Raw genomic sequence first — 24,289 nt, 5'->3', positions numbered from 1 at the left:
CTTTCGGCGGCCATTTCCTGCGCCGGGACGAATCTTGCCTTCTGCCGCTGGTCGGACGGATTTCCGCCGGACCGCCCCTTGCCTTTCCGCGCCGACGGCCTTCCCTGCGGCTACATCTTGCCTTTCCACGGCACCACCCGGCGCTCCACGAATCGCATCAGCATGTCGAAGGCATAGGCGATGGCCGCGATGACGAAGATGCCCATGATCACGGTCGAGGTTTGCAGGAACTGCGACGCGCTCAGCACCATGTAGCCGATGCCCTTCGTGGCCGCGACCATTTCGGCGGCGACCAGCGTGGTCCAGCCGAAGCCGATGCCGATGCGCATCGCCGTCAGGATCTCGGGCATGGCCGAGGGCAGGATGACGTGGCGCATGACCTGCCATCGGCTGGCGCCGAAGCTGTAGGCGGCGTGGATCTGTTCGATCGCGGCCGATCGCACCCCGGCGCGTGCGCCCAAGGCGACGGGCGCGAAGACCGACAGGAAGATCAGCAGCACCTTCGAGGTTTCGCCGATGCCGAACCAGATGATCATCAGCGGCAGATAGGCCAGCGGCGGGATCGGGCGATAGAACTCGATCGGCGGATCGAAGATGCCGCGCATGACCGGGCTCATGCCCATGGCCAGGCCCAGCGGGATGCCGATCAGGCAGGCCAGCAGAAAGGCGCCGAAGACGCGCGCGGTCGAGATCAGCACATGCTGCCAGAACGGCGTGCCGGTAAAGCCCTGGGTCCAGATGTCGAGGAATTTCCGCACGATCGCCTGCGGCGCGGGCATGAACAGCGGCTTGACCAGCCCGGCAGTGGTCACCGCCCACCACAGCAGCAGGATGCCGGCGATGGTCAGCAGGCTGAGCCAGGTCGTGTTGCCCTGCCCCGGCACGCCGTAGGTCTGGCCGGGCTTGGTCGGGCGGGCGCGGCCCAGCCCCTTCAGGAACGCGGCTCCGCGCGGCTTGCCGACCGGGGCCTCCTTGATGCCATGATCGCTCATGCGGCTTCCTCCTCGTCGCTGAAGATGATGCGCAGGACCTCTTCGCGAAGGGTGATGAATTCCGCCGAGGCCTTGACCTCTCGTGCCTTGGCACCGTCCAGGAACTGGCGCGAGAACGGCAGGTCGAATTCATGCGCGATGCGTCCGGGGCGCGGCGACATGACGATCAGCCGGGTGCCCATGAACAGCGCCTCCTCGACGCTGTGGGTGATCAGGAAGACCGTCTTGCCGGTGCTTTTCCAGATCTTCAGGATCAGCTCCTGCGCCCGTTCACGGGTCAATGCGTCCAGCGCGCCCAGCGGCTCGTCCATCAGCAGCAGCTTGGGATCGCAGGTCAGCGCGCGGGCGATGCCGACGCGCTGCTGCATCCCGCCCGACAGCGCATAGACCGGCGATTTCTCGAAGCCCTTCAGCCCGAGAAGGTCGATGAACCGGTCCGCGACCTTGTAAGAGGCGGCGCCCGCCCCGCGCAGCTTAAGCCCGAAGGCCACGTTGTCGCGCACGTTCAGCCACGGCAGAAGGGCATGTTTCTGGAACACGACCGAACGATCCGCGCCTGGCCCGGACACCTCGGTCCCGTCCAGCACGATCTGGCCCGAGGACGGCGACAGAAACCCCGCGATCAGGTTCAGAAGCGTGGATTTGCCGCATCCCGAAGCGCCAAGCGCGACGACGAAATCATGTTCGCTGACAGTCAGGTTGATCCGTGACAGCGCCTCGACCGGCGCGCGGCCGGCCTGGGCCGGATAGACGACCGAAGCATCCCGTATTTCCAGAGCCATGTGATTGCCCTTCCCTGTGCCCGCGCAGGATCGGCCCCTGCGCGGGATTGCCGAAGGCGATTACTGCGCGGCCTTGACATAGGCGTCGGTGACGAAGGGCGCGTAATCTTCGCCCACGCTGTCGATCCGGCCCGCCTCCTTCAGGAATTCGGCGGTCGATTTCAGCACGTCGGACAGGCCGCCGCCCAGCCATTCGGGTTTCACCTGTTCGGAAAGCGGCAGGAAGGTGTAGCCCGACAGCACGTCGGGAACCTGCGCCGGGTCGGCACCGGTGTAGTCGGCGATGATCTTGACCTGTTCGCTGTCGGCGGTCCAGGCCTGCTTGTCGTCCAGATAGGCATTGTTGGCATCGTTGATGGTCTTGATGAAGCCGATCAGCCCTTCCCTGTTCTGTTCGGCGAATTGCTTGTTGACCACCCAGGCATCGAATGTCGGATAGCCCCATTCGGCGGTCTGGTCCGCCCCGACCAGCCGCGTGCCGCTTTGCAGAAGCTGGTTCTGCACCGGCTGCCAGATGAAGGCGCCGTCGATGGCGCCCTGTTCCCAGGCGGCCGCGATCTGATCGGGCGGCATCGACATGATGTTCACGTCACTGGTGCTGAGTCCGGCCTTGGCAAGAACCCCCATCAACGAAAAATGCGCGGTCGAGCCGACCGGTGTCGCGATCCGCTTGCCCTTCAGGTCCTCGATCGTCGCGATCTCGGACCCGTCGCGCACGATCAGGCTTTCGGCATTGCCGATGACCTGCGCCACCATGAACATTTCCAGATCGACGCCCTGCGTCGCGGCAATTGCCAGCGGCGACGAGCCCAGCTCGGCCACCTTGATGTCGCCCGAGGCCATCGCGGCGATCACATCGGTGCCCGCGGCGAACTTGCGCCACTCGACATCCCAGCCTGTGGCCTCGGAAAACTTGCCTTCGGAGGCCGCGACCTGCATCGGGGTCGGGTTGCCGAAATGGCCGATCACCACGGATTGGGCCCAGGCCCCGCCCGACAGCGCCAGCAGCGCGGCGGAAGCGATCATGGTCGTGCGAAAATATCCTGACATGGTTCTGTTTCCCTGTTGTCGTTGTTGTCGATTCTTCACCGGGCGCGCGTATGAGATTGCCGCGCCCCCTGCTTCATTCATTCATTCATGGCCCCCGGCGGCTGAGGCAGGCCATGAAACGCCGCAATCGCGCGAAACGGGCCTGGCCCGGTCGTGGCCCACGCACCGTCGCCGCGGAAGCCGGCGCAGTCATCGCCGCTCTGCCGCGGCAAGCGATGGGGCGCAGGCGGCGATGATGCGGCCGATATGGTCGCAATCCTCGAGGCTGAACGTCAGCGGCAGGCGCATGTCGAACAGCCCCGCCAGAACCGCGTCCGTGCGCGGCAGGGATTGCGGCGCGACGTAGTGCCAGCTTCGATGCGCCGAGGTGAAGCCCACCGGCTCGGCGGCGCCGAACCATTTCAGCTCGACCCCCAGCCGCGCCGAGTCCTGAACGAACCTCTGCGCGGCCTCGCCGCTGATCGCGGGGATGCGGAACTGGATTGAACTGCCGATGAAGGTCTCTGCGGCCGGACGATGAGGCAAGACCAGCGCGGGATTGTCCGACAGACGCCGTGCCACCGCCTCGTAGCGCTGGTTCCAGCGACTTGCGGCATCCTCGATCCGGGCCAGTTGCGGGCGCAGGATCGCGGCGCGCAGATTGTCCATCCGCGCCGACATGTTCGGAATTTCCAGCCGGGCGTCGCTGAAATGGCGTTCCGGGGGCGCGGCGCCGTGCCGGCCATACAGCATGTAGGATCCCGACAGGATGATCGCGCGGGCCATGAAATCCGGATCGTCCGAGACCAGGATCCCGCCCTCGCCGGAATTCAGGTGCTTGTAGGTCTGGGTGCTGAAGGCGCCGGCCAGCCCGAAGGAACCGCTGCGCCGGCCGCGCCAGCGCGCGCCCATCGTATGCGCGCAATCCTCGATCAGCGGAATCTTCGCGGCCCGGCAGATGTCCGTCAGTCGGTCCATGTCGCACAGATGCCCCCGCATGTGCGAGGCCATCACGGCGGCAGGCTTGAAAAGCTCGATCTTGGCCTGAAGATCGTCCAGATCGAGGCACAGGTTCTCGTCGATCTCGACCAGAACGGCGCGCGCCCCGACCGCCACGATCGCGCCCGGCACCGGCGCCAGGGTGAAGGCATTGGTCAGCACCACGTCATCCGTCCCGATCCCCGCCGCGCGCAACGCCATCCGCAGCGCCGCCCCGCCCGAGGCGCAAGCCAGCGCATAGGCGCTGCCCTGCCAGGCCGCGACTTCGCGTTCCAGCGCGGCAACCTGCGATTCCTCGCCCGGCGCGGTGTTGTAGCGGTGCAGCCTGCCGCTTCGCATCACCTCGATCGCCGCGGCGATCGCATCTTCGGGGATCGGCTCCTGCTGGGTAAAGCTGCGCGTGAAGGGCGGAATCGTCATGGTTCAGGCGGCCTCGCTGCTGACACCGCACAGGCTGGCATCCGGGCGGCGCGTCGCGGCGGCGGGTTCCGGTCGCGGCGCCCTGCGGATGATCCGCATGCGCGATGACCCATGCTTTCACCCCGCGATCCATATTGCAAACGCGAAATTTGCGGCTCATCGCGCGGTGATCGCACCCGGTCGAGGCGAAGGTCCATCCGGCGCCCTACGCGACTGTCGGCGGGACGTCGGCCGGCGAGCGGCAGGCCGACAGCGATTCCCGCAGAATGATTTCGGTATCCAGCAGAACGCTGTCCGTATGGGTCTGCCCGGCCACCATCGCCAGCAGGACGGTGGCGGCCTCCTGTCCCATCCGGCGCTGTGGGACCCGGACCGTCGTCAGCGGGGGACAGGACAGCGCCGCCAGTTCGATATCGTCGAAACCGACGATGGACACCTGCGCGGGCACTGCGATTCCGTTCCCGCGGGCGGCCATGATCGCGCCGGCGGCGATGACGTCGTTGCCGCAGATGATCGCGCTTGGCGGGTCGGCAACGGCCATCATCCGTCGGAACGCGGCGGCCCCCTCGGCCGGGTCGTAGCCGGCCTCGATCACCTGCGACAGCCTTGCGCCGGGACAGGCATCGACCGCCATCCTTGCGCCCACAACCCGATCGCGCGCGCGATCGTTGTGCAGGCCGATACCGCCGATCATGGCCAGATTGCGGTGCCCGAAGGCCAGCACGCGGCGGGCCAGATCGAAGGCGGCCTTCCGGTTGTCGAAGCCGACATAGACCCGCCCCGGCTCGGTCCCGTAGGCCCAGGTGACGACATGGGGCACCTTGCGGCGGGCAAGGTAGTCCCAGCTTGCCTCGGGGCGATGCCGACCGATCAGCAGCAGTCCCTCGGCGCCGCGGCTGACCAGATTGCGGATCTGCGACAATTCCTCGTCGGGATCATAGCCGCTGCTGGCCACCAGCAGAGATCGTCCGGCCCCGGCCAGCACCTCCTGGAAGGCCTGCAACCCGCCGGCGAACATGGCGTTGGCCATCGTCGGGATCACGGCGCCGATCGTGCCGCTGCGGCCCGCGGCCAGGAACCTGCCGCCGAAATTGGGCGTATAGCCCAGCCGCTCGATCGCCTCGGCCACGCGCTGGCGGGTGTCCTTGTCGACCTTGCCGGTGCCGTTGATGACCCTTGAAACCGTCGCGGACGAGACGCCGGCCGTTCGGGCGACATCGTTCATGGTGGGCACCCTGGCATCGTTTTGCATGATCGGTCCCCTCTGTAGCCGGGCCTGCCCCGCCGCTGCGGCCTGCCTGCCGCCGACCGCAACGGAGTAAACGCTTGCATGGCACTATGTAAGCGCTTACACTACACCGTGAGACGAAGGGAATCAACCAAGAGGTCTGGGAGGGACGTCACGGTGGTTAAACTCGGCAGATGGGCTGGATACCTGTCGTTCGCGGTTTTCATGCTGTTTGTCGCGAATGTCGTCGCGGGTGCCTTCTATCGCTCGGCATTCCTGTCAGACATCGGCGAAATGCTGGTGCTGTTCACGGCCTCTGCCCTGTTCGTCGTCGTCATCCTCGTCCGCGAAAAGCTGGCCGGAAAGGACGACATCGCGGACCCGTCTCTGCAAGCGCTGAATACCATCAAGGGGGGAAAGAATGACCGAAGAACATGATGACACCGAGATCGTCCGCGAATCGCGCCGGAACTTTCTGAAACTGACCAGCGGCGGCGCCTTTACCGCGGCGGTGATGCTGGGCGCCGGAGGGATGCTGTGGTCGTCCGAGGCGGCCGCGCAGACCCGCGCGGAAGAGGCAGAGCGGGAAAAGGCCGCCGAATTCACCATGGTCATCGCGACCGAATATGTCCTGGGCGCATCGCGCAGCTATCCGCTGATGCAGCTTGACCTGAAGGAAAACATCCAGAACACCACCAATGGCCGGGTCTATGTGAAGCTGGCGCCGGGCGGGCAGCTGGGCGTGGGCGGCGAGCTGGCGCAGAAGACCCAGGGCGGCACGGTCCAGGCCGGACAGTTCTCGTTGTCGAATTTCGCGCCCTTCGCGCCGGTGGTGGACCTGATCAACCTGCCTTATTTCTGCGGCTCGAACCAGCGTTTCACCAATCTCGTGCAGTCCGACGTCTGGAAAAAGAACGTTCATCCGGCGGTCGAACAGCGCGGCTTCAAGCTGCTGATGTATCTGGTCATCGACCCCCGCACCGTGGCCCTGCGCAAGGGCGGCGCCAAGCCGATCCTTCTTCCCGAGGATCTCAGGGGGATCAAGTTCCGCGTCCCCGGCAGCAAGCTGTTGCAGCAATATTACCGGCTTCTGGGCGCCAACCCGACGCCGATCGCCTGGGGCGAGACGCCCTCGGCGATCAAGCAGGGCGTCGCCGATGCCCTGGATCCGGCGGTCGGCGCGCTGGAGATCTTCGGCTTCAAGGACGTGCTGAGCCACGTGACCTTCACCCGGTTCGTGCCTGACAGCCAGTGTTTTGCCTGCAACATGAAATGGTATGAAAGCCTGCCCGGCGAGGTGAAGGAGGCGATGGATTTCGCCGCCGAGATCACCACCCAGCAGAATCTCGCCAAGGTGCCGGCCGCGCGGGCCTATGCGATGGCCGAGATGCGCAAGGCCGGGGTCGAGTTCCACCAGCTCGACGACAGCCAGCTTGCGGCCTGGAAAGAGGCCGGCGGCTATCAGCGCAGCGAATGGGACAGCTACAAGACCGAGCTGGCCGGCTCGATGGATGTCTTCGCACAACTGGAAGAGGCGGCGGGCACCCCGGGCCGCTACTACGTCAACGACGCCTGACCGGACGTTCCGGGGCCGGACGGATCGCGTCCGGCCCTTTTCCTGTCCCGACAGAAAAGGGGGCGATGCATGTTGCGCGCAATCAATCAGAATGCCGAACGCTGGGCCTTGCTGCTGTTTTACACCGTGCTGGTGCTGACCATGGCGATCGAGGTGATCCGGCGCGAGGTCTTTTCCTATTCGTCGATCTGGGGCGAAGAGATCGTCCGCTATTCCTTCATCTATCTGGTCTGGATCGGCGCCGCCTCGGCGGTCAAGGAAAGGGCCCATATCCGCATCGACGTGCTGTTCCATTCGGTCGGCCCGCGCACCAAGGCCGCGCTGTATATCCTGGGTGACCTGGTGATGCTGTCGATCGCGGTGATCGCGCTTTACTGGTCCTTCGAGACCGTCGGCGTCAGCTGGCAGTTCGGATCGGTCACCGACGGGCTGCGCATTTCGAAGGTGTGGTTCCTGATGGCGGTGCCGCTGGGATTTGCGCTGATCATCTTCCGCCTGCTGCAATCGTTGCTGCGCGACTTCGGCGATCTGATCGCCGGACGCCCGGTCTTCGAGGGCAACCAGCTGTTCGATTGAGGTTCCGTCATGCTCTGGAATACGCTTCAGGAACAATCGGTCCAGCTTGACTGGTCGTTTTACGCGCCGGTGCTGCTGTTCGTGCTGTTCTGCCTTCTGGGCGTGCCGATCTGGGCCACCATCGGCGCCGCGGTGGTGCTGATGCTGACGATGTCCGGCGTGCTGCCGATGTCGCTGCTGGGTGAATCGCTGTTTTCGGGCATTGACGCCTTCGCGCTGACCGCCGTGCCGCTGTTCATCCTGACCGGCGACGTGCTGGTCAGGACCGGGCTGAGCCGCAAGTTCCTGGATGTGGCCGAGGCGCTGACCTGCTGGGCCAAGGGCGGCTTCGGCTCGGCCACGGTGCTGGTCTGCGGCATGTTCGCGGCGATCTCGGGTTCGGACGCGGCGGGCGCGGCCGCCGTCGGCCGCATGACCATCGCCCGGCTGGTCGAAAGCGGCTATCCCCGCCCCTATGCCTGCGCGCTGGTCGCCGCAGGCGCCTGCACCGGCATCCTGATCCCGCCATCCATCGCCTATATCATCATCGGCCTGGTTCTGGGCATCTCGGCCTCCACCCTGTTTCTGGCCGCACTGATCCCCGGCACCCTGATCCTGCTGTCGATCCTGGTCACGAACACCATCGTCAACCGCCGACACGCCTATGAAGGCGGCAACATGATCAGCGGCGCCGAATGGCTGGCCAATCTGGGCCAGGCGCTGAAATCGGGCTGGTATGCGTTCCTGGTGCCCGGCATCATCTTCTACGGCATCTTCTCGGGGCGGCTGACCCCGACCGAGGCCGGGGCGACCGCCGTCGTGGTGACGATCATCATGGGTCTTGGCATGGGCACGCTGAAATTGTCGGACTTTCCCTCGATGCTGGTCAGTTCGGCCAAGGTGAACGGGGTGATCCTGCCGATCATCGCCTTTTCGCTGCCCCTGGCGCAGTCGCTGGCAGCGCTTGGCGTGCCGCAGGGCTTCGTCTTCGCGCTGACCAGCCTGACCGAGAATTACTATCTGCTGATCCTGATCATGATCGGCATCCTGATCGCGGCGGGCTGCGTGATGGAGACGACGCCCAACATCGTCATCCTGGCGCCGATCCTGAAGCCGCTGGCCGACAATATCGGCATGAACGAGATTCAGTTCTCGATCATGATGATCACCGCGCTTGGCGTCGGCTTCATCACGCCGCCGCTGGGGCTGAATCTGTTCGTGGTCTCGGGCCTGACCGGCGAATCGATCCTGAAGATCGCGGCCCGCGCCGTGCCCTTCGTTTTCTTCATGCTGCTGGTCACGCTGCTGATCGCCTATGTGCCGGTCATCTCGACCCTGCTTCTTCCCGCCGCCTACAAGTGAGGACTCCCATGACCCGCGAATATCTGAAGAAAGCCGAAAAGACCGCCCAGTCGGATGCCGCCGATGTCCGCCAGACGGTGCAGACGATCCTTGACGAGATCGAACGGGGCGGGGACGAGGCGGCGCGGCATTATGCCGCCAAGTTCGACCAGTACGACGGCAATGCCGTGCTGACGCGGGACGAGATCGCGGCAGCGGCAGCGAAGGTGCCGCAACGGCTGAAGGACGATATCGCCTTCGCCCATGACAATGTACGCCGCTTCGCCGAGGCGCAGAAGGCCACCTTGCAGGACGTGCAGATGGAGGTGGTGCCGGGCCTGATCGCCGGGCAGAAGGCGATCCCGGTCCAGGCGGCGGGATGCTATGTGCCGGGCGGGCGCTACAGCCACGTGGCCAGCGCCATCATGACCGTGACCACGGCCAAGGTCGCCGGCGTCGATCACGTCGTCACCTGTTCGCCCCCCCGCCCCGGCGAGGGGATCAATCCCGCGATCGTCTATACCGCCGATCTGTGCGGCGCCGACAGCATCCTTGCCATGGGCGGCGTGCAGGGCGTCGCGGCGATGACCTTCGGCCTGTTCGGCCTGCCCAGGGCCGACATTCTCGTCGGTCCCGGCAACCAGTTCGTCGCCGAGGCCAAGCGCATCCTGTTCGGCCGCGTCGGCATCGACATGTTCGCCGGTCCGACCGACAGCCTGATCCTGGCCGATGCCGGCGCCGATCCCTTCATCGTGGCCACCGATCTGGTCAGCCAGGCCGAGCATGGCTACAACTCGCCGGTCTGGCTGGTTACCGACGACCGCCATCTGGCGCAGGAGGTGATGGCGCAGGTGCCCGGCCTGATCGCCGATCTGCCGGAACTGAATCGCAAGAACGCCGAGGCCGCGTGGCGCGATTATGCCGAGGTGATCCTGTGCGCCGACCGCGAGGAAATGGCCGCGACCTCGGACGAATACGCGCCCGAGCACCTGACCGTGCAGGCCGCCGATCTGGATTGGTGGCGCGACCGGCTGGCCTGCTACGGCTCGCTTTTTCTGGGCGAGGAGACGACCGTCTCGTTCGGCGACAAGGCGTCGGGGACGAACCACGTCCTGCCGACCTCGCGCGCGGCGAAATACACGGGCGGGCTGTCGGTCCACAAATACATGAAGATCGTCACCTGGCAGCAGGCCACGCGCGAGGGTGCGCGCCCGGTCGCCGAGGCGACGGCGCGGATCTCGCGTCTCGAAGGGATGGAGGGCCATGCCCGCGCGGCCGACGTGCGCCTGCACAAGTATTTCCCCGACCAAACCTTCGATCTGAGCGCGGGGTAGGCCCTCGATGTCGCAGCTTTTCGACCTGACCGGCAGGATCGCCTGCGTCACCGGCGCCAGCGGCGGTCTGGGGCAGGCCGCGGCCTCGCTGCTGGCGCGGTCCGGCGCCAAGGTGGTGGGCATCGCGCGCCGGCGCGAGGCGCTGGCCGCGTGGCAGTCCCGGACGGGGGGCGAGACCGCGATCGTCGCGGCGGATCTGTCGGACCGCGCCGCGCTGGCGCAGATTGCGGCGGATGCGGCACGGGCCTTCGGCGATCCCGACATCCTGATCAACGCGGCCGGCATCAACACCCGCCAGCCCGCCGATTCGGTGACGCCCGAGGGCTGGGACACGACCATGGACCTGAACCTCGCCGCGCCGTTCTTTCTGGCCCAGGCGATGGTGCCCGCGATGGCGCGGCGCGGCTGGGGCCGGATCGTCAACTTCGCCTCGCTGCAATCGCGGCGCGCCTTCGCCGGCGGCATCAGCTACGGCGCCAGCAAGGGCGGGGTCGAACAATTGACCCGCGCCATGGCCGAGGCCTGGTCGGGCCGCGGCATCATGGTCAATGCCGTGGCGCCGGGGTTCTTTCGCACCGAATTGACCGGGCCGGTCTTCGCCGATCCCGAACGCGCGCGGCGCAATGCCGAACAGACCTGCATCGGCCGCAACGGAGAACCCGCCGATCTGGACGGCCCGATCCTGTTTCTGTGCAGCGATGCCAGCGGCTATGTCACCGGCCAGACCCTGTTCGTCGATGGAGGATTCAGCGCGAAATGAAGGCCCTGGTCTATACCGGCGTCGAAACCCTCGACTATGCCGATGCGCCGCGCCCCCGACCGGGCGAGGGCGAGGACCTGATCCGCATCCATGCCTCGGGCATCTGCGGATCGGACATGCACGCCTATCTGGGCCATGACGACCGGCGCCCGGCGCCGCTGGTTCTGGGCCACGAGGCCGCGGGCATCGTCCTGGGCGGCCCCGATGACGGCCGCCGCGTCACCATCAACCCCCTCGTGACCTGCCAGACCTGCGAGGCTTGCCAGGCGGGGCGCACCAATCTGTGCCCGCGGCGGCAGATCATATCGATGCCGCCGCGACCGGGCGCCTTCGCCGATTACGTCGCGATGCCGCGCCGCAACCTGGTCACCGTGCCGGACGATGTGCCGCTCGAAAAGGCCGCGCTGGCTGAACCGCTGGCCTGCGGCTGGCACGCGGTGCGGCTGGCCGGACGGGCGCTGGACCGGCCGCTGGACGATCTGCGCACGCTGGTCATCGGCGGGGGCGCCATCGGCACCGGCGCGGCGCTGGCCCTGCGCGCGCAGGGCGCCGCGAACGTCACCCTGATCGAACCCGGCGAATTGCGCCGCGCGCGGCTGGCCGGCCTGAAGGGTGTCACCGTCATCGCCTCGGCCGCCGACCGCCCCGACCTGACCGGCGCCTGCCATCTCGTCATAGACGGGGTGGGTTTCGAAGCCACCCGCGCCACCGCCTGCGCGGCCGCACGCCCCGGCGGCCAGATCGTCCATATCGGTCTTGGCGCGGATCGCGGCGGGCTGGACATTCGCCGGATGACCTTGCAGGAAATCGGTTTTACCGGCACCTATACCTATACCGAACAGGATTTCCGCGACACCGCCGAGGCAATCTTTTCCGGCGCCCTGGGGCCGCTCGACTGGTTCGACCGGCGGCCGCTGTCGGACGGGCCGCAAGCCTTTGCCGATATCCGCGCCGGCCGCGCCGCCGCACCCAAGATCCTACTCATTCCCGACCAGGAGGACCGCACCGCATGACGATACACCGCCAGATCGTTGACGATTTCACAGCACATGGAATCGATTTCGTGACCACCGTGCCCTGCAAGCAGCTTGCCGGTGTCATCGACGAGATCGAGAACCGCAAGGAGATCTTCCATATCCCGTCGAACAAGGAGGACGAGGGGATGGGCCTTTGCGCCGGGGCCTTCATGGGCGGCAAGCGCCCGGCGATCATCATGCAGAACACCGCGCTTGGGGTGACACTGAACACGCTGGCCACGCTGATCCAGTTCTACCGGATGCCGTTGCCGATGCTGATCTCCTACCGTGGCGAGTTGGGCGAACCGGTGGCCTGCCAGGTCGAGATGGCCGTCCATACCAAGGCGCTGCTGGCGCAGATGCTTATTCCCACCTATCACTTCCATCGCCGGGAAGACGCGGACGAACTGGGTGCGATCCTGAAATACACCTTCATGTGCAACAAGCCGGTCGCGATCCTGACCGATGCCAGCTTCTGGAAAGGAGAAAAGGAATGATCCGCTCCGAGGTTCTGCGCGACATTGCGCCCGTCATCCGCGATCATCTGGTGGTCTGCAATATCGGCCTGCCCAGCCAGGAACTGCACATGATCGACGACCAGCCCAGCAATTTCTACATGCTCGGAACGATGGGGCTGTCCTCCTCGATCGGGCTGGGTCTGGCGCTGGCGCAGAAGAAGAAGGTCGTGGCCATCGACGGCGACGGGTCGGTGCTGACGAATTTCGGCACCCTGCCGACCATCGCCAACAACGTCGCCGACAATTTCGTCCTGTTGATCGTGGACAATGGCAGCTACGGTTCGACCGGGGACCAGCCGACCTATGCGGGCAAGAAGACCTCGCTGGCGGCAGTGGCGCGGGCCTGCGGCTGCGAGAACGTCGTCGAATGCAAGGCCGAGGATACCCGCGCCGCGCTGGAAACCGCGCTGTCGGGCGACAAGATGACGATCATCGTCAGCAAATGCGACAGCGGCAACATTCCGGTGCCGGTCATCACCATGGATCCGGTGACGATCCGCGACCGTTTCATGGGCGCGGTGAAAGCCTGATGGCAGCGATCCATTCCTACGCGGATGCCCGCCGGCTGGCCCGGCGGCACCTGCCCTGGATGGTGTTCGACTATATCGACGGCGCGGCCGGCGCGGGCAGCGGCGAGGCCGCCAATCTCGCCGCCCTGCGCGACATTCGCCTGCAACCGCGCGTCCTGGTCGATGTCAGCAGGCGCGATCTGGGTGTGTCCGTGCTGGGCCAGGATTTCCGCCTGCCCTTCGGCATCAGCCCGATGGGCATGTGCAATCTGGCCCGGCCCGGCGCCGACCTGATGCTGGCCCGCCTGGCCGCGCGGCTCCGGATTCCGCTTGGCGTCTCGACCGTCGCCTCGACCGCGATGGAGCGGCTGATCGAGGAAGCCGAGGGCCTTGCCTGGTTCCAGCTCTACTTCAGCGGCGATGGCCGTGGCACGATGAAGCTGGTCGACCGCGCGAACGAGGCGGGCTATCGCGTCCTGATCCTGACCCTCGACGTGCCCGAGGTCGGGCTGCGACCGCGCGAATTGCGGCGCGGCTTCACCATGCCCTTCCGCATCGGTCCCGCGCAATTCCTGGACTTTGCCCTGCACCCGGCCTGGTCGCTGTCCACTTTGGCCCATGGCCGGCCCCAGATGGCCAATTTCCAGAAGCCCGGTTTTACCTTCGACCGGACCGAAAGCCGGGCCCGGGCCGATTGGGATTACTTCAGGCAGCTCAGGGACCGCTGGCCGGGCAAGCTGGTGGTCAAGGGCGTCACCTCGGTCCCCGATGCGCTGCGGCTGCGCGACGCGGGCGCGGATGCGATCCAGGTTTCGACCCATGGCGGGCGGCAACTGGATTGCGCGCCGCCGCCGATCCTGGCCCTGCGCGCCATCCGCGATGCGGTGGGGGCCGACTTTCCGCTGTTTTATGACACCGGCCTGCGATCCGGCGAGGATGTGGCCCGCGCCTTCGCGATGGGGGCGAATTTCGCCTTCTTCGGCCGCGCCATGCAATTCGCCATCGCCGCCGGGGGCGAGGCCGGCCTGTCGGCCCTTGTCGATCTGGTCACCCGCGAACTGGGCCTGACGCTGGCACAACTGGGCCAGACCGACATGGCGGCCCTGCCCGCGACCCTGCACCGGGCGGCGACGGCCGAAGCGCGGCACGGCCTCGGCGATCCGGCCCATGCGCCGCTTTCACAACCCGGCCCGGTCTCCTAGTCAGACGACAGGGGCCCAGCCGCCTAGGCCTTCAAGGACGCGGATCGACGGATGGTCGGCATTCTCTTTCCAGACGAAGCCCTCATGCAGGGCGGATGATTTCCATGCTCGGGAAACAGATTTCATATACCATGGCTCACAAGCACGCGGTTATGCCGCCGTCGACGTATACCGTCGTGCCGTTGACAAAGGAGGAGGCTTGCGACGACAGGAAGATCGCCGCGCCCACAAGTTCCTCGACCTTGCCCCAGCGGCCGGCCGGAGTCCGATTTTCCAGCCAAGCGGTGAAATCCGGATCGTCCACAAGCGCCTGGTTCAGTGGCGTCGCGAAATAACCCGGTGCGAGGCCGTTGATCTGCAGGCCGTATTTGCCCCAGTCCGTCGCCATGCCCCTGGTCAAGCTGGCCACGGCGCCTTTGGTGGCGGTGTAGGGCGCGATTCCAGGTCGCGCAAGCGCGGTCTGCACCGAGCAGATATTGACGATCTTGCCCGCGCGGCGCCCGATCATGTGGCGCGCGCAGGCCTGTCCCACATTGAAGACGCTGGCGATATTGGTCTGGAGAAGCTTTTCGAAAGCATCGGGGGGGAAATCTTCCAGCGGCCGGCGATGCTGCATCCCGGCATTGTTGATGAGAATATCGATGGCGCCGGTGGCCTTTTCGAAACTGTCGACGGCGCGTCGGGCGGCGGCGTGATCTGTCACGTCGAAGGCCAGTTCGTGAACGGTCACCCCGGTGCCACGCAGATCTTTCGCAACTTGGGACAGCCTGGTCTCATCACGGCCGTTGAGGACGATCTCGGCCCCTGCCGCAGCGAGGCCCGAAGCCAGGGCCCGACCGATACCCTGCGACGAGCCGGTAATCAACGCGCATTTTCCGTTCAGATCAAACAGCGAAATACTCATCTTTTCTCCCGATGCGTGGCCGTTTCATTCGTCATCGCTGACGCTAATTGTTTCGCCGCGGTGCGCTCCGTCACCAGAGGTGCAGGCAGCCGCCGCGTTCTGTGCGCGATCGATGGCGCGAGGTCATTCCGTCCGCGGCGCTAATGTTCCGGATCGTCGCCGATCTCGGCCATTTTTGCATCCAGCTGCGCCAGCAGCGTCAGACGAATATCGGCATATGCCGGATCGCCGATCACGTTGAACAGCTCCAGCGGGTCGTTTTCGCAGTCGAACAATTCCCATTCTCGGTCTTCGCCGCCGTGGTTCGTGCCGGGCAGCTCATAGCCCTCGTTATACCAATATATCAGCTTGTAGCGCTGATCGCGCACACCATAATGCGAATAGGCATTGTGATCGGGGTCACGATGCATCCAGTAGCGGTGATAGGCAATTTGCGGCCAATCGGCGGGCGTGTTGCCCTCAAGCACCTGACGTGCCGAACGTCCCTGCATGTAGTTCGGAATCACCTGGCCTGCAAAATCAAGGAATGTCGGGGCGAAATCGACGTTGCAGATGATATCGTCGCAAATGCGCCCGGCCGGGATCGCCGCCGGATAGCGGATCAGGAAAGGCATCTGAAATGATTCCTCGTACATGAAGCGCTTGTCGAACCAGCCGTGTTCGCCAAGAAAGAACCCCTGATCCGAGGTATAGATGACGATCGTATTGTCGGCCTGCCCGGTTTCGTCGAGCCAGTCCAGCAAGCGGCCGACGCTTTCATCCACTGACTGGATGGTGCGCAGATAGCGCTTCAGATAGCGTTGATATTTGAAATGGTGCAGTTCCTGCCGAGTGGCGAAGCTGAAGATTTCGCCCGTATCCCGATCGATCAGGCGCATTGCGGTCACATCGTCAGGGTTCGGAATTTTCCGGTTGCTGTCGCCGGGCTTCACCCGTTCGCCGACCTCGGCACCACCTTCGGGCTGCACCAGCCCCAGGTCGATATATTTCATATCGTCCTTGATCCGCATCTTCGCCTCGGCCGCCGCGCGGGCGCGGTTGCGATAATCATCGTCAAAGCTTTCCGGCACCTTGATGTCATCGGGATAAAGGCCGCGGTTTTTCGGATGCGGCTCCCATTCGCGATGAGGCGCCTTGTGGTGACACATCAGAAAGAATGGCTTGTCCGGATCGCAGGATTTCAGCCAGTCGAGGCTCTTGTCGGTGATGATATCGGTGGCGTAGCCGGGCACCTCGATTTCCCGGCCCATCTCGATCATATAGGGATCGAAATATTCGCCCTGACCCGGCAGGACCGACCAGAAATCGAAGCCGCTGGGTTCATGGGCCTTGCCCTCTCCCAGATGCCATTTGCCGATCAGCGCGGTCTGATAGCCTGTCGCACGCAGATGTTTGGCGACGTTGGGCCCGCGGCTGTTGATCGGGGTGTCCAGCGTGGTGACATTGTTGACGTGATTATAGGTGCCGGTCAGGATCGCGGCACGGCTGGGTGTGCAAATCGAATTCGTCACATAGCAATGGTTCAGCCGCATACCCTCGGCAGCGATGCGATCAAGGTTGGGAGTACGATTGATGCCGTGGCCATAGCAACCGATCGCCTTCGAGGCGTGATCGTCGGCCATGATGAACAGGATATTGGGGCGTTTGACCATGGTCTATTGTCCTGATGATGGGCTGCGAGAGGTAACCGCCAGGCCGGTTTCCGGGTGAAACGCATGCAGCCGTTCCGGATCGATGCGAACGCGCACGCGGCCGCCCGCCAGGGGGAAATCAGTGCCGCCGACGCGGGCCAGCATGGGCTGGCCCATGACCGACAGGTTCAACAGGGCGTCGGCACCCAACAGCTCGGCCAGCTTGACCCTTGCGTCGAACACCCAGGGACCGGAGGGGGCGTTTTCGGGGGCAAACACCTCCAGATGTTCGGGGCGCACACCAAGCGTCAGGGCGGGATCCGTAGCGTTCAGCCCGATGGCATCGGGCAGGACAAGATCGGAACCCTCGATCCGCCAATGATCGCCCGCCCGGGCGGCCGGCATGAAATTCATCGCCGGGCTGCCGATAAACCCTGCGACGAACTCCGTTGCCGGATGGTCATAGACCTCGCGCGGGGTGCCGATCTGTGCAACCGTGCCGCCATTCAGAATGACGATGCGGTCGGCCAGCGTCATGGCCTCGACCTGATCATGGGTGACGTAGACCGAGGTGACGCCCAGCCGGTCATGCAGTTCTTGCAGTTCCATCCGCATCTTGACCCGCAGCTTCGCGTCAAGGTTGGACAGCGGTTCATCGAACAGGAACACGTCCGGCGTGCGGACGATCGCGCGGCCGATGGCGACGCGCTGGCGTTGACCACCGGACAGGGCGGCGGGTTTCCGTTCGAGATAGGGGGTCAGGCCCAGCATGTCGGCGACGGCGTTGACCCGCTCGGCAATCTCGGCCCTGGGCGTCTTTTGAAGCTTCAGGGCCATCGCCATGTTGTCGAACACGGATTTATGTGGATAGAGCGCGTAGTTCTGAAAGACCATCGCGACACCGCGATCCTTGGGGTCGGTGTCGTTCACCCGCTTGCCGCCGATCAAAAGATCGCCATGGGTGATGCTTTCCAGCCCGGCAATCATCCGCAGCGTGGTCGATTTCCCGCATCCGGATGGCCCCAACAGAACCAGGAATTCACCATCGGCAATCTCCAGATCAAACTGCTTGACCGCCACGACGGCGCCATAGGATTTGCCGATCTGGTTCAGGGTCACGCTTGCCATGTCACAGCCTCATTTGCCCGCGCCAGCGGTCAGGCCGCCGACAATCTGTTTCTGGAATATTGCGGTGATGACCAGAACCGGGATGATGGCCAGAACGGTCGCCGTCGAGATCGTCTCCCACGGAAAGGCGTATTCGCCGGGATAGAGCGAGATACCCACCGGGGCCGTGCGCATGGCATTCTGCGTCATCAGGACCAGGGCCAGCGGAAATTCGTTCCACGAAAAGATGAAGACAATCAGTCCGGTGGCCACAAATCCCGGCCACGACAGGGGCAGCACGATTGTCAGGAATATCCGCAGGAAGCCCATGCCATCCATGCGCGCGGCCTCTTCGATCTCCACCGGCAGGGTGGCGAAGTAGCTGGCCAGCATCCAGACGGTGAAGGGAAGGAACAGGCCCGCATGGGCCAGGACAAGGCCGGTATAGGTGTTCAACAGCCCGAAGTTCAGGAAGTTCTGAAACAGCGACGGCAGCAGCGACACCGGCGGAAACATCGACACCGCGAGGATGGCGACCATCAGCACTCCTGCAAAGCGCAGGCCCAGCCGCGACAGCGCATAGGCCGCCATCCCACCCAATAACAGCGTGACCGCCGTGGCGCCGACCCCGACGATAAAGCTGTTCAGGATATAGCGCAGCAATTCCGGCGAATTGGTGAAGATCGAGACGTAATTCTCGAATGTGAAGGGATCGGGCCAGTATTGCGGCGGCCAGGCATAGATTCCGGCGGTGTTCTTGAACGATGTCAGGATCAGCCAGACGATCGGAAAGAACGAGATCAAGACCGAAAGCGCGACGATTGCATAAAGGCCATAGCGCGGTCGTTTTTGCATCGGCTCAATCCTTGTTTCGAAGGGCAAAGACGTAGATCAGGCTCATCGCGAAGATCACGAGGAACTGCACCACCACGACTGCCGCGCCAAAGTTGAAATCCAGGAAATCGAAGATCGCCTTGTAGGCGTAGAGCGACAGGCTTTCGGTCGCGTTCACCGGCCCGCCATCGGTCAGGTTGAAGGGCAGCTCGAAGGTGCGCAGCGCGTCCATCGACCGGATGATGAGGGCCACGAGGATAGGCCCTTTCAACAGTGGCAGGGTGATCTGGGTGAATTCCTGCCATTTGGTCATGCCGTCCATACGGCCCGCCTCGAACAGGTCGCGGGGGATGGATTGCAGGCCCGCAAGAATAATGAGCGCCATGAAAGAGCTGGTCTTCCATACGGCCACGACCACCATCGATGCCATCGCCAGCGAGGTATCGCCCAGGAAGTTGATCGGCCGGTCCGCAAGCCCGCTTTGCAGCGCCACCGCGTTGAACAGCCCGTAATCGGAATTGTACATCCAGCGCCAGATCAGCGCATTCAGCGCCGTCGGCAGTGCCCAGGGAAACAGGACCGCCAGCCGCGCCAGCCCCTTGCCCCTGAAACTTTCGTTCATCAGCAAGGCCAGGCCGATTCCCAATGCCAGTTCCAGGGGAATGGACAGTGCGGTAAAGGTGAAGGTGACCGCAAGCGCGTTCCAGAACCGCCCGTCACCCATCAACGTGGCATAGTGCCTGAGGCCGACGAACCGGTAGGGTTCCGATCCGTCGATGCTGGATTGCCCGAAGCTCAGCACGACCGACTGGATGATCGGATAGATCAGGATCAGCGCGATGACGATCACGGTTGGCGTGACAAAGCCGATCCCGGTCAGCGCCGTGCGCTGTTCCAGATTCATGGTGCGGTTCATGTCCGGCCCATTTCTTTTGAAAGGCCCCGCGCGGCAAGGCAGACGCGCAGGGTCGGTGACCTACTTGCCCAGGATGGAATTGATCTCGGCGGCGGCGTCATTCAAAGCCTGCTCCACCGTTTTCTCGCGGTGCAGCGCGTTGGTGATTTCGGTCTGCATCACCTCGGATACGCGCGGGTAGAGATTGCCCGTCGATGCGGATGGACGCACGACGCCGACCGCGTAATCATCGCCCAGCTTCTTGAGCAAAGTCGCATCCGCCATTTCCGGCGCGTCGTAAACGTCGGTTCGGCCCGGCGCCCGGTTTTCGTCAAGTGCTGCGGCCAATTGCGCGTCGTAGGAAGTGAAGTATTCCACCAGCTTCGCCGCGGCTTCCTTGTTTTCGGAATTTGCGTTGACTGCCAGAAGCCAACCGCCCATCGCCGTGGATTTAGCGTCGGGATGCCCCTCGAAGTAGGGGTTGCGGGTGAAATCGAACTTGCCGGCCACGGGGCTGTCAGCGGCGCTCAGCGGTGCATAGACGAAATCCTGCACCATCAGGAACACCGCGCGACCTTGCTGGAACAGCGTCCGGGCATCGTCGGGCTTCATCGTCAGGATCGAATCCGGAACGATCCTGTCCTTGTAGATCATGTCGACCATGGTCTGGGTCGCGGCGATGGATTCGGGCGAGTTGACGGCGACCTCGCCATCAGCATCAAAGAAGGTCGCGCCGTTGCCGCCCGTGAACGAAAGCCAGTTCATGAACAGCCCCTCGATCTTGGCCCACATGGACACAAAGCCGTAAAGCTGCGGATTGCCTTCGCCTTCCATGACGGTCTTGGACGCCGCGATGACCTCTTCCCAGGTCTTCGGCACCGCAATTCCGTATTTCTCCAGCAGGTCGGATCGGTAGAAAAGATGGGTGCCATCGACATAAAGCGGGGCGGCAAACACCGTGCCGTCGATCGTGGCGGCGGACAGGAAAGACGGGTTGTATGCCGCAATCGCGTCCTTTCCCAGATAGTTGTTCAGCGGTTCAAGCCAGCCGCGCTGCGCGAATTCACCCGCCCAGATGACGTCGATCGCGAACACGTCCGGTGTCGGGCTTTTCGCGGTCAGGCCCGTCACATAAAGCTTGCGGCTGTCGCCCGGGACGTCCGACACTTTCAGCCATTCGACGGAGGTGCCGGGATTGGCGGCCTCGAATGCCTCGATATTGCGTTCCATCATGCCGCCATAGCCGCGCGACCCGATCGACATGACCAGCTCCTGCGCCCCGGCCGCAAGCGGCGCGATCAAGGTCAGCGCAGTCGCCACGGCGACTGCACCCTTCATTGCGAATTTCATGATTTCCTCCCTGATTATCGTTTGGCTAGACCTGTTGCATCTGCTTCGGTCTCGACGTGTCGGTGCCGTTCTCGACAGCAGATTTCGCGCCCATCAGAACCCGCTGGACCTTTGCCACATGCGCGTCAACGTCACGGACGGGAGTCGCCGCCTCTGCGGCGGTCAACAATCCGGCGAATTCCCCCTGCTCACCATGGATGGCCACGCAAAAACGCCGGACGCCCTTGGCATTGCCCATCAGATCGAACTGCATGTCCGCCGTATCGACTGTGAAGATTTTCTCTTGCGCTTCGTCCCACGGCACCTTTCTGCCGGAAACACCGACCTCGTAAAAACCGGTGACGTCCCAGTTCGCCTCAACCTCGGCCCGTTGCCTATGCGCAAGAGCCATCCGCGTTATGCAGTCCAGTTCATAGGTGGCGCGCACGAATCCGACCCCGGCGCGCAGCCGGATGGACTGCATGGGATGGGCCTCGGCGACGTGCCAGAACAGCGTTTCCTTGCGCAGGGCGATGAATTCGGATGCGGCGACCAGATCGGCGCTGACGCTCTGACATGCCGCGGACAGATGGCCGATCTCGATGCCGCCGAAGCTCATGCCCTGCTCGAACTGGAATTTCGGAAACAGGCGGCGATCGCTGGATTTCAGCACATAGCCCAGCGTCTCTAGCTCCTGGGCAATGCGATAGACGGTCGAACTGGCCAGACCGGTTTGTTCGATCAATTGCGCAACCGTCACGCCTGACCGTTTTGCGGCCGACAGATGTTCCAGCAAGATCAACGTTCGGTTGAGGTTTTCGCTCATCAGTATTCCCTGTTTTGGGAATTTTTATTCCCTTTTTTGAGATAAGTCAATCGACCTCGCCGGAACACAAGCAATGGACCCCCGAGGAATGCTTGCATGGGCTAACGCATCATTGTAGACAATCTACATTAGGAAGCGGCGGAAAGATTTCTGATGACCGGGTTGATCAAGCGCGAAACGATGGGCGCCCAGCTTGCCAGTCTGTTGCGCGGTGCGATCCTTTCGGGAGAATTCGAGCCCGGCGAGCCGGTGACCGAGACTGCCCTGGCCCTGCGTTTCGGGGTAAGCCGCGGACCCATGCGAGAGGCGATGCGGCATCTTGTCGATGAGGGTCTTCTCGTGACCGTTCCCTACACCGGCACGCGCGTCCTGCAACTGACCTCGACGGATATCGAGGATATCTATTCCATGCGGATCTGCCTCGAGGTCTTCGCCTTCGAACAAATCTGGGAACGCAGGGACGAAGCTTTCCGGCAATCCCTCATGGTGCGGCACGCGGCGCTGCTCAAGGCGATCGACGCGCGCGATGACATCCGCTCCATCGACGCTGAACTGGACCTTCACGGCCTTGCCTACGAGGTTTGCGGCAACGGCATCCTGTTGTCGAGCTGGAGCGGTATCCGCGCTCGTCTGCAGCTCTACTGGGCGGCGCATCACCGTGCCCACGGCATCACCGGCCCGAAACGGGAAAGCCACGACGACTATGTCCGCTTCGCTCTGGGAGACAGCCGCGAGCGGATGAAGGAAGAGATCCGCGACCACATGCGCCGCGGGCTGGACAAGACCATGGCCTTCGTCTTCTCGATTGAAGCGGTGAAGGCCAAATCCAACAGGAGAGAGAAATGAAAAGACGTCTGCTTATTCTCGCCGCCACGGTTGCATTGACCCTCGCCCCGATGGCCCGGGCACAGGACAGCGGTACCATGGCACAGGTCAAGGAATCGGGCGAGCTGCGTATCGGCGTCGCCTCCGCCGAGCCCTGGTTCTACAAGGATCCGATGTCAGAGCAATGGACAGGTGTTGGTGTCGCCATGGGCAGGCGGATGGCCGACAAGCTTGGCGTGACGATGATCCCGGTCGAGACCTCCTGGGCCAATGCCGTCGCGGGATTGCAGGCAAACCAGTTCGACATCATGTTCGTGCTCGACCCCACGGAAGAGCGCAAGAAGGCCCTCGCATTCCCGGAAAACCCGCTGTTCTATTATGCCATGGGCGTGTTGGTCCGCGAGGACTCGGCGGCGAAGACCTGGGTTGAACTCGACACGCCCGAAACGCGCATCGGCGTCACACTCGGCACCTCGCTGGACCGCAACGTGACCGAAATGATGACAAAGGCCCCGATCAACCGCTTCTCGTCCAACGACGAGGCCATCGCGGCATTTGCCGCAGGCCGTGTTGACGCCGTCGTCCAGTTTCACCCGGCCCTAGTCGTGCAGTATTCCCGGTTGAAGATGGGCAAGGTGCTGCTGCCAGAGCCGGTGAACCCGGTCGCCACCTCGGCCGGGATGCGCCAGGAAGACAGCAGCGATTTCCTCGACTGGGTGAACGCCACCGTCGCCGATCTCTACGCCGCCAGTGTGCCGGACGAGCTTTTCCGTGCCTATCTTGCCAGCAAGGACATCGATCCCGAAGGGATTCCCGGCCTGGTCAAGGAAGACTGGTAAGGTTCTGCCCGGACCTGTAGCCCGGCGTCAGGTCCGCGCCCCATCCGATCTAGCGAAAGCCGTGACATGGATTATTCCTGGGATTTCGGCCCGGTTCTGGCGCGTTTCGACATGCTCGCACTGGGACTGTTGAACACGATCAAGATCGCCGCGGTCTCGATCGCACTGGGCGTTCTGGTCGGCCTCGTCCTGGCGATGATGCGTCTCTCGCCGCGCAAGTGGCTGGGCATTCCGGCGCTTGCCTTCATCGAATTCTATCGCAACACGCCACCGATCGTTCATTTCTTCTGGTTCTTCTATGCGCTGCCGGTGCTGCTTTCGATCAGCCTCAATCCCTATGTCGCCGCCGTGCTGGCGCTGTCGACCCAGTCCGGAGCATTTTACGCCGAGGTTTTCCGGGGCGGGATCGCCTCCGTCGAGCGCGGACAATGGGAAGGCGGGCGCGCGCTCGGCATGACCCATGCGGCGCTGATGCGCCGCGTGATCGTGCCGCAGGCCATCGCCCGCATGGTTCCGCCCTTCATCGAGCGCAGCTTCGAGTTGTTGAAGACCACCGCGCTGGCCTCGACACTTGCCTATGCCGACCTGCTCTACCAGGCGATGATGGTGAACTCCGAGACCTTCCGTCCGCTCGAGGTCTATACGATCATCGCGCTGATGTACCTCGTGCTGCTGTTGACCGCCAGCCAGTTGGCGCGGCTCGCCGAAGCCCGGCTGACGGCCTATCAGTGAGAACCCGGCGATGACCTACGTTCCCGATTTCAGCATCGTCACCGACAACTGGATCGTCCTGTTGCGCGGGCTCTGGGTCACCATCCAGATCTGGATCCCGTCCATC

General features: G+C 63.9%; 25 protein-coding genes. 13 read left to right on the top strand and 12 right to left on the bottom strand.

Features of this window, described 5'->3' with window-relative positions:
* Positions 1-110 precede the first annotated feature (110 nt).
* The 5 genes from B4A72_RS10375 to B4A72_RS10355 form a co-directional block, all read right to left on the bottom strand.
* Positions 111-992, bottom strand: a complete 882-nt coding sequence (locus tag B4A72_RS10375; protein ID WP_292956260.1) for an ABC transporter permease subunit — start codon at positions 990-992, stop codon at positions 111-113.
* Positions 989-1,774, bottom strand: a complete 786-nt coding sequence (locus B4A72_RS10370) for a taurine ABC transporter ATP-binding protein (RefSeq protein WP_292956257.1) — start codon at positions 1,772-1,774, stop codon at positions 989-991. The genes B4A72_RS10375 and B4A72_RS10370 overlap by 4 nt, the downstream gene beginning before the upstream one ends.
* A 60-nt stretch (positions 1,775-1,834) precedes the next feature.
* On the bottom strand, positions 1,835-2,824 hold the full coding sequence (gene tauA, locus B4A72_RS10365) for a taurine ABC transporter substrate-binding protein (protein WP_292978511.1): 990 nt from the start codon (positions 2,822-2,824) through the stop codon (positions 1,835-1,837).
* A 189-nt stretch (positions 2,825-3,013) separates the two neighbouring features.
* The gene (locus tag B4A72_RS10360; RefSeq protein WP_292956252.1) at positions 3,014-4,222 is read right to left on the bottom strand and encodes a DegT/DnrJ/EryC1/StrS family aminotransferase; all 1,209 of its coding nucleotides are present in this window, start codon (positions 4,220-4,222) and stop codon (positions 3,014-3,016) included.
* Between the two features lie 205 nt (positions 4,223-4,427).
* A complete protein-coding gene (locus B4A72_RS10355) occupies positions 4,428-5,474 on the bottom strand; it encodes a LacI family DNA-binding transcriptional regulator (RefSeq protein WP_292956249.1) in 1,047 nt (348 codons plus the stop codon).
* A 108-nt stretch (positions 5,475-5,582) separates the two neighbouring features.
* Between B4A72_RS10355 and B4A72_RS10350 the strand changes: the two genes are divergently transcribed.
* The 10 genes from B4A72_RS10350 (at position 5,583) to B4A72_RS10305 (ending at position 14,261) form a co-directional block, all read left to right on the top strand.
* Positions 5,583-5,888 carry a hypothetical protein gene (locus B4A72_RS10350; protein ID WP_292978525.1) on the top strand — a complete coding sequence of 102 codons (306 nt, stop codon included), beginning with the start codon at positions 5,583-5,585 and terminating at the stop codon, positions 5,886-5,888.
* A complete protein-coding gene (locus tag B4A72_RS10345) occupies positions 5,872-7,026 on the top strand; it encodes a TRAP transporter substrate-binding protein (RefSeq protein ID WP_292956246.1) in 1,155 nt (384 codons plus the stop codon). Before B4A72_RS10350 ends, B4A72_RS10345 begins: the two co-directional genes overlap by 17 nt.
* A 69-nt stretch (positions 7,027-7,095) precedes the next feature.
* The gene (locus tag B4A72_RS10340; RefSeq protein WP_292956243.1) at positions 7,096-7,602 is read left to right on the top strand and encodes a TRAP transporter small permease; all 507 of its coding nucleotides are present in this window, start codon (positions 7,096-7,098) and stop codon (positions 7,600-7,602) included.
* Between the two features lie 9 nt (positions 7,603-7,611).
* A complete protein-coding gene (locus B4A72_RS10335; protein WP_292956240.1) occupies positions 7,612-8,943 on the top strand; it encodes a TRAP transporter large permease in 1,332 nt (443 codons plus the stop codon).
* Positions 8,944-8,951: 8 nt separating this feature from the next.
* Positions 8,952-10,256: a histidinol dehydrogenase gene (gene hisD, locus B4A72_RS10330; RefSeq protein WP_292956237.1), complete on the top strand. Its 1,305-nt coding sequence runs from the start codon at positions 8,952-8,954 to the stop codon at positions 10,254-10,256.
* 7 nt (positions 10,257-10,263) lie between these two features.
* Entirely contained in the window at positions 10,264-11,016 is a 753-nt protein-coding gene (locus B4A72_RS10325; RefSeq protein ID WP_292956234.1) for an SDR family NAD(P)-dependent oxidoreductase, read from the top strand.
* Positions 11,013-12,029 carry a zinc-dependent alcohol dehydrogenase gene (locus B4A72_RS10320; RefSeq protein WP_292956231.1) on the top strand — a complete coding sequence of 339 codons (1,017 nt, stop codon included), beginning with the start codon at positions 11,013-11,015 and terminating at the stop codon, positions 12,027-12,029. The genes B4A72_RS10325 and B4A72_RS10320 overlap by 4 nt, the downstream gene beginning before the upstream one ends.
* The gene (gene comD, locus B4A72_RS10315) at positions 12,026-12,529 is read left to right on the top strand and encodes a sulfopyruvate decarboxylase subunit alpha (protein WP_292956228.1); all 504 of its coding nucleotides are present in this window, start codon (positions 12,026-12,028) and stop codon (positions 12,527-12,529) included. The genes B4A72_RS10320 and comD overlap by 4 nt, the downstream gene beginning before the upstream one ends.
* Positions 12,526-13,080 (top strand): sulfopyruvate decarboxylase subunit beta, encoded by a 555-nt coding sequence (comE, locus tag B4A72_RS10310; protein WP_292956225.1) that lies wholly within the window; start codon positions 12,526-12,528, stop codon positions 13,078-13,080. Before comD ends, comE begins: the two co-directional genes overlap by 4 nt.
* Positions 13,080-14,261: an alpha-hydroxy acid oxidase gene (locus B4A72_RS10305; RefSeq protein ID WP_292978509.1), complete on the top strand. Its 1,182-nt coding sequence runs from the start codon at positions 13,080-13,082 to the stop codon at positions 14,259-14,261. Before comE ends, B4A72_RS10305 begins: the two co-directional genes overlap by 1 nt.
* A 136-nt stretch (positions 14,262-14,397) precedes the next feature.
* On the opposite strand, the gene B4A72_RS10300 is transcribed toward B4A72_RS10305, so the two are convergent.
* From B4A72_RS10300 to B4A72_RS10270, 7 genes are all read right to left on the bottom strand, one after another.
* Entirely contained in the window at positions 14,398-15,165 is a 768-nt protein-coding gene (locus tag B4A72_RS10300; RefSeq protein ID WP_292956219.1) for an SDR family oxidoreductase, read from the bottom strand.
* 140 nt (positions 15,166-15,305) lie between these two features.
* A complete protein-coding gene (locus B4A72_RS10295) occupies positions 15,306-16,817 on the bottom strand; it encodes a sulfatase family protein (RefSeq protein WP_292956216.1) in 1,512 nt (503 codons plus the stop codon).
* A gap of 3 nt (positions 16,818-16,820) precedes the next feature.
* On the bottom strand, positions 16,821-17,924 hold the full coding sequence (locus tag B4A72_RS10290) for an ABC transporter ATP-binding protein (protein WP_292956213.1): 1,104 nt from the start codon (positions 17,922-17,924) through the stop codon (positions 16,821-16,823).
* Positions 17,925-17,933: 9 nt separating this feature from the next.
* Positions 17,934-18,758: a carbohydrate ABC transporter permease gene (locus tag B4A72_RS10285; RefSeq protein WP_292956210.1), complete on the bottom strand. Its 825-nt coding sequence runs from the start codon at positions 18,756-18,758 to the stop codon at positions 17,934-17,936.
* Between the two features lie 4 nt (positions 18,759-18,762).
* A complete protein-coding gene (locus tag B4A72_RS10280) occupies positions 18,763-19,653 on the bottom strand; it encodes a carbohydrate ABC transporter permease (protein ID WP_292956208.1) in 891 nt (296 codons plus the stop codon).
* A gap of 60 nt (positions 19,654-19,713) precedes the next feature.
* A complete protein-coding gene (locus B4A72_RS10275; RefSeq protein WP_292956206.1) occupies positions 19,714-20,982 on the bottom strand; it encodes an ABC transporter substrate-binding protein in 1,269 nt (422 codons plus the stop codon).
* Between the two features lie 25 nt (positions 20,983-21,007).
* Positions 21,008-21,787 carry a helix-turn-helix domain-containing protein gene (locus tag B4A72_RS10270; RefSeq protein WP_292978507.1) on the bottom strand — a complete coding sequence of 260 codons (780 nt, stop codon included), beginning with the start codon at positions 21,785-21,787 and terminating at the stop codon, positions 21,008-21,010.
* A 153-nt stretch (positions 21,788-21,940) separates the two neighbouring features.
* Between B4A72_RS10270 and B4A72_RS10265 the strand changes: the two genes are divergently transcribed.
* The 3 genes from B4A72_RS10265 (at position 21,941) to B4A72_RS10255 (ending at position 24,183) form a co-directional block, all read left to right on the top strand.
* Positions 21,941-22,633: a GntR family transcriptional regulator gene (locus B4A72_RS10265; RefSeq protein ID WP_292978505.1), complete on the top strand. Its 693-nt coding sequence runs from the start codon at positions 21,941-21,943 to the stop codon at positions 22,631-22,633.
* Positions 22,630-23,451 carry a transporter substrate-binding domain-containing protein gene (locus B4A72_RS10260; RefSeq protein WP_292978503.1) on the top strand — a complete coding sequence of 274 codons (822 nt, stop codon included), beginning with the start codon at positions 22,630-22,632 and terminating at the stop codon, positions 23,449-23,451. The genes B4A72_RS10265 and B4A72_RS10260 overlap by 4 nt, the downstream gene beginning before the upstream one ends.
* Positions 23,452-23,517: 66 nt before the next feature.
* On the top strand, positions 23,518-24,183 hold the full coding sequence (locus B4A72_RS10255) for an amino acid ABC transporter permease (RefSeq protein WP_292978501.1): 666 nt from the start codon (positions 23,518-23,520) through the stop codon (positions 24,181-24,183).
* The last annotated feature ends 106 nt before the right edge of the window (positions 24,184-24,289 follow it).

The organism is Paracoccus sp. UBA5162 (assembly GCF_002413585.1).
Taxonomy (GTDB): Bacteria; Pseudomonadota; Alphaproteobacteria; order Rhodobacterales; family Rhodobacteraceae; genus Paracoccus.
Note: the sequence above shows the minus strand (reverse complement) of the source record. Positions and strands in the feature narration are given on the sequence as shown.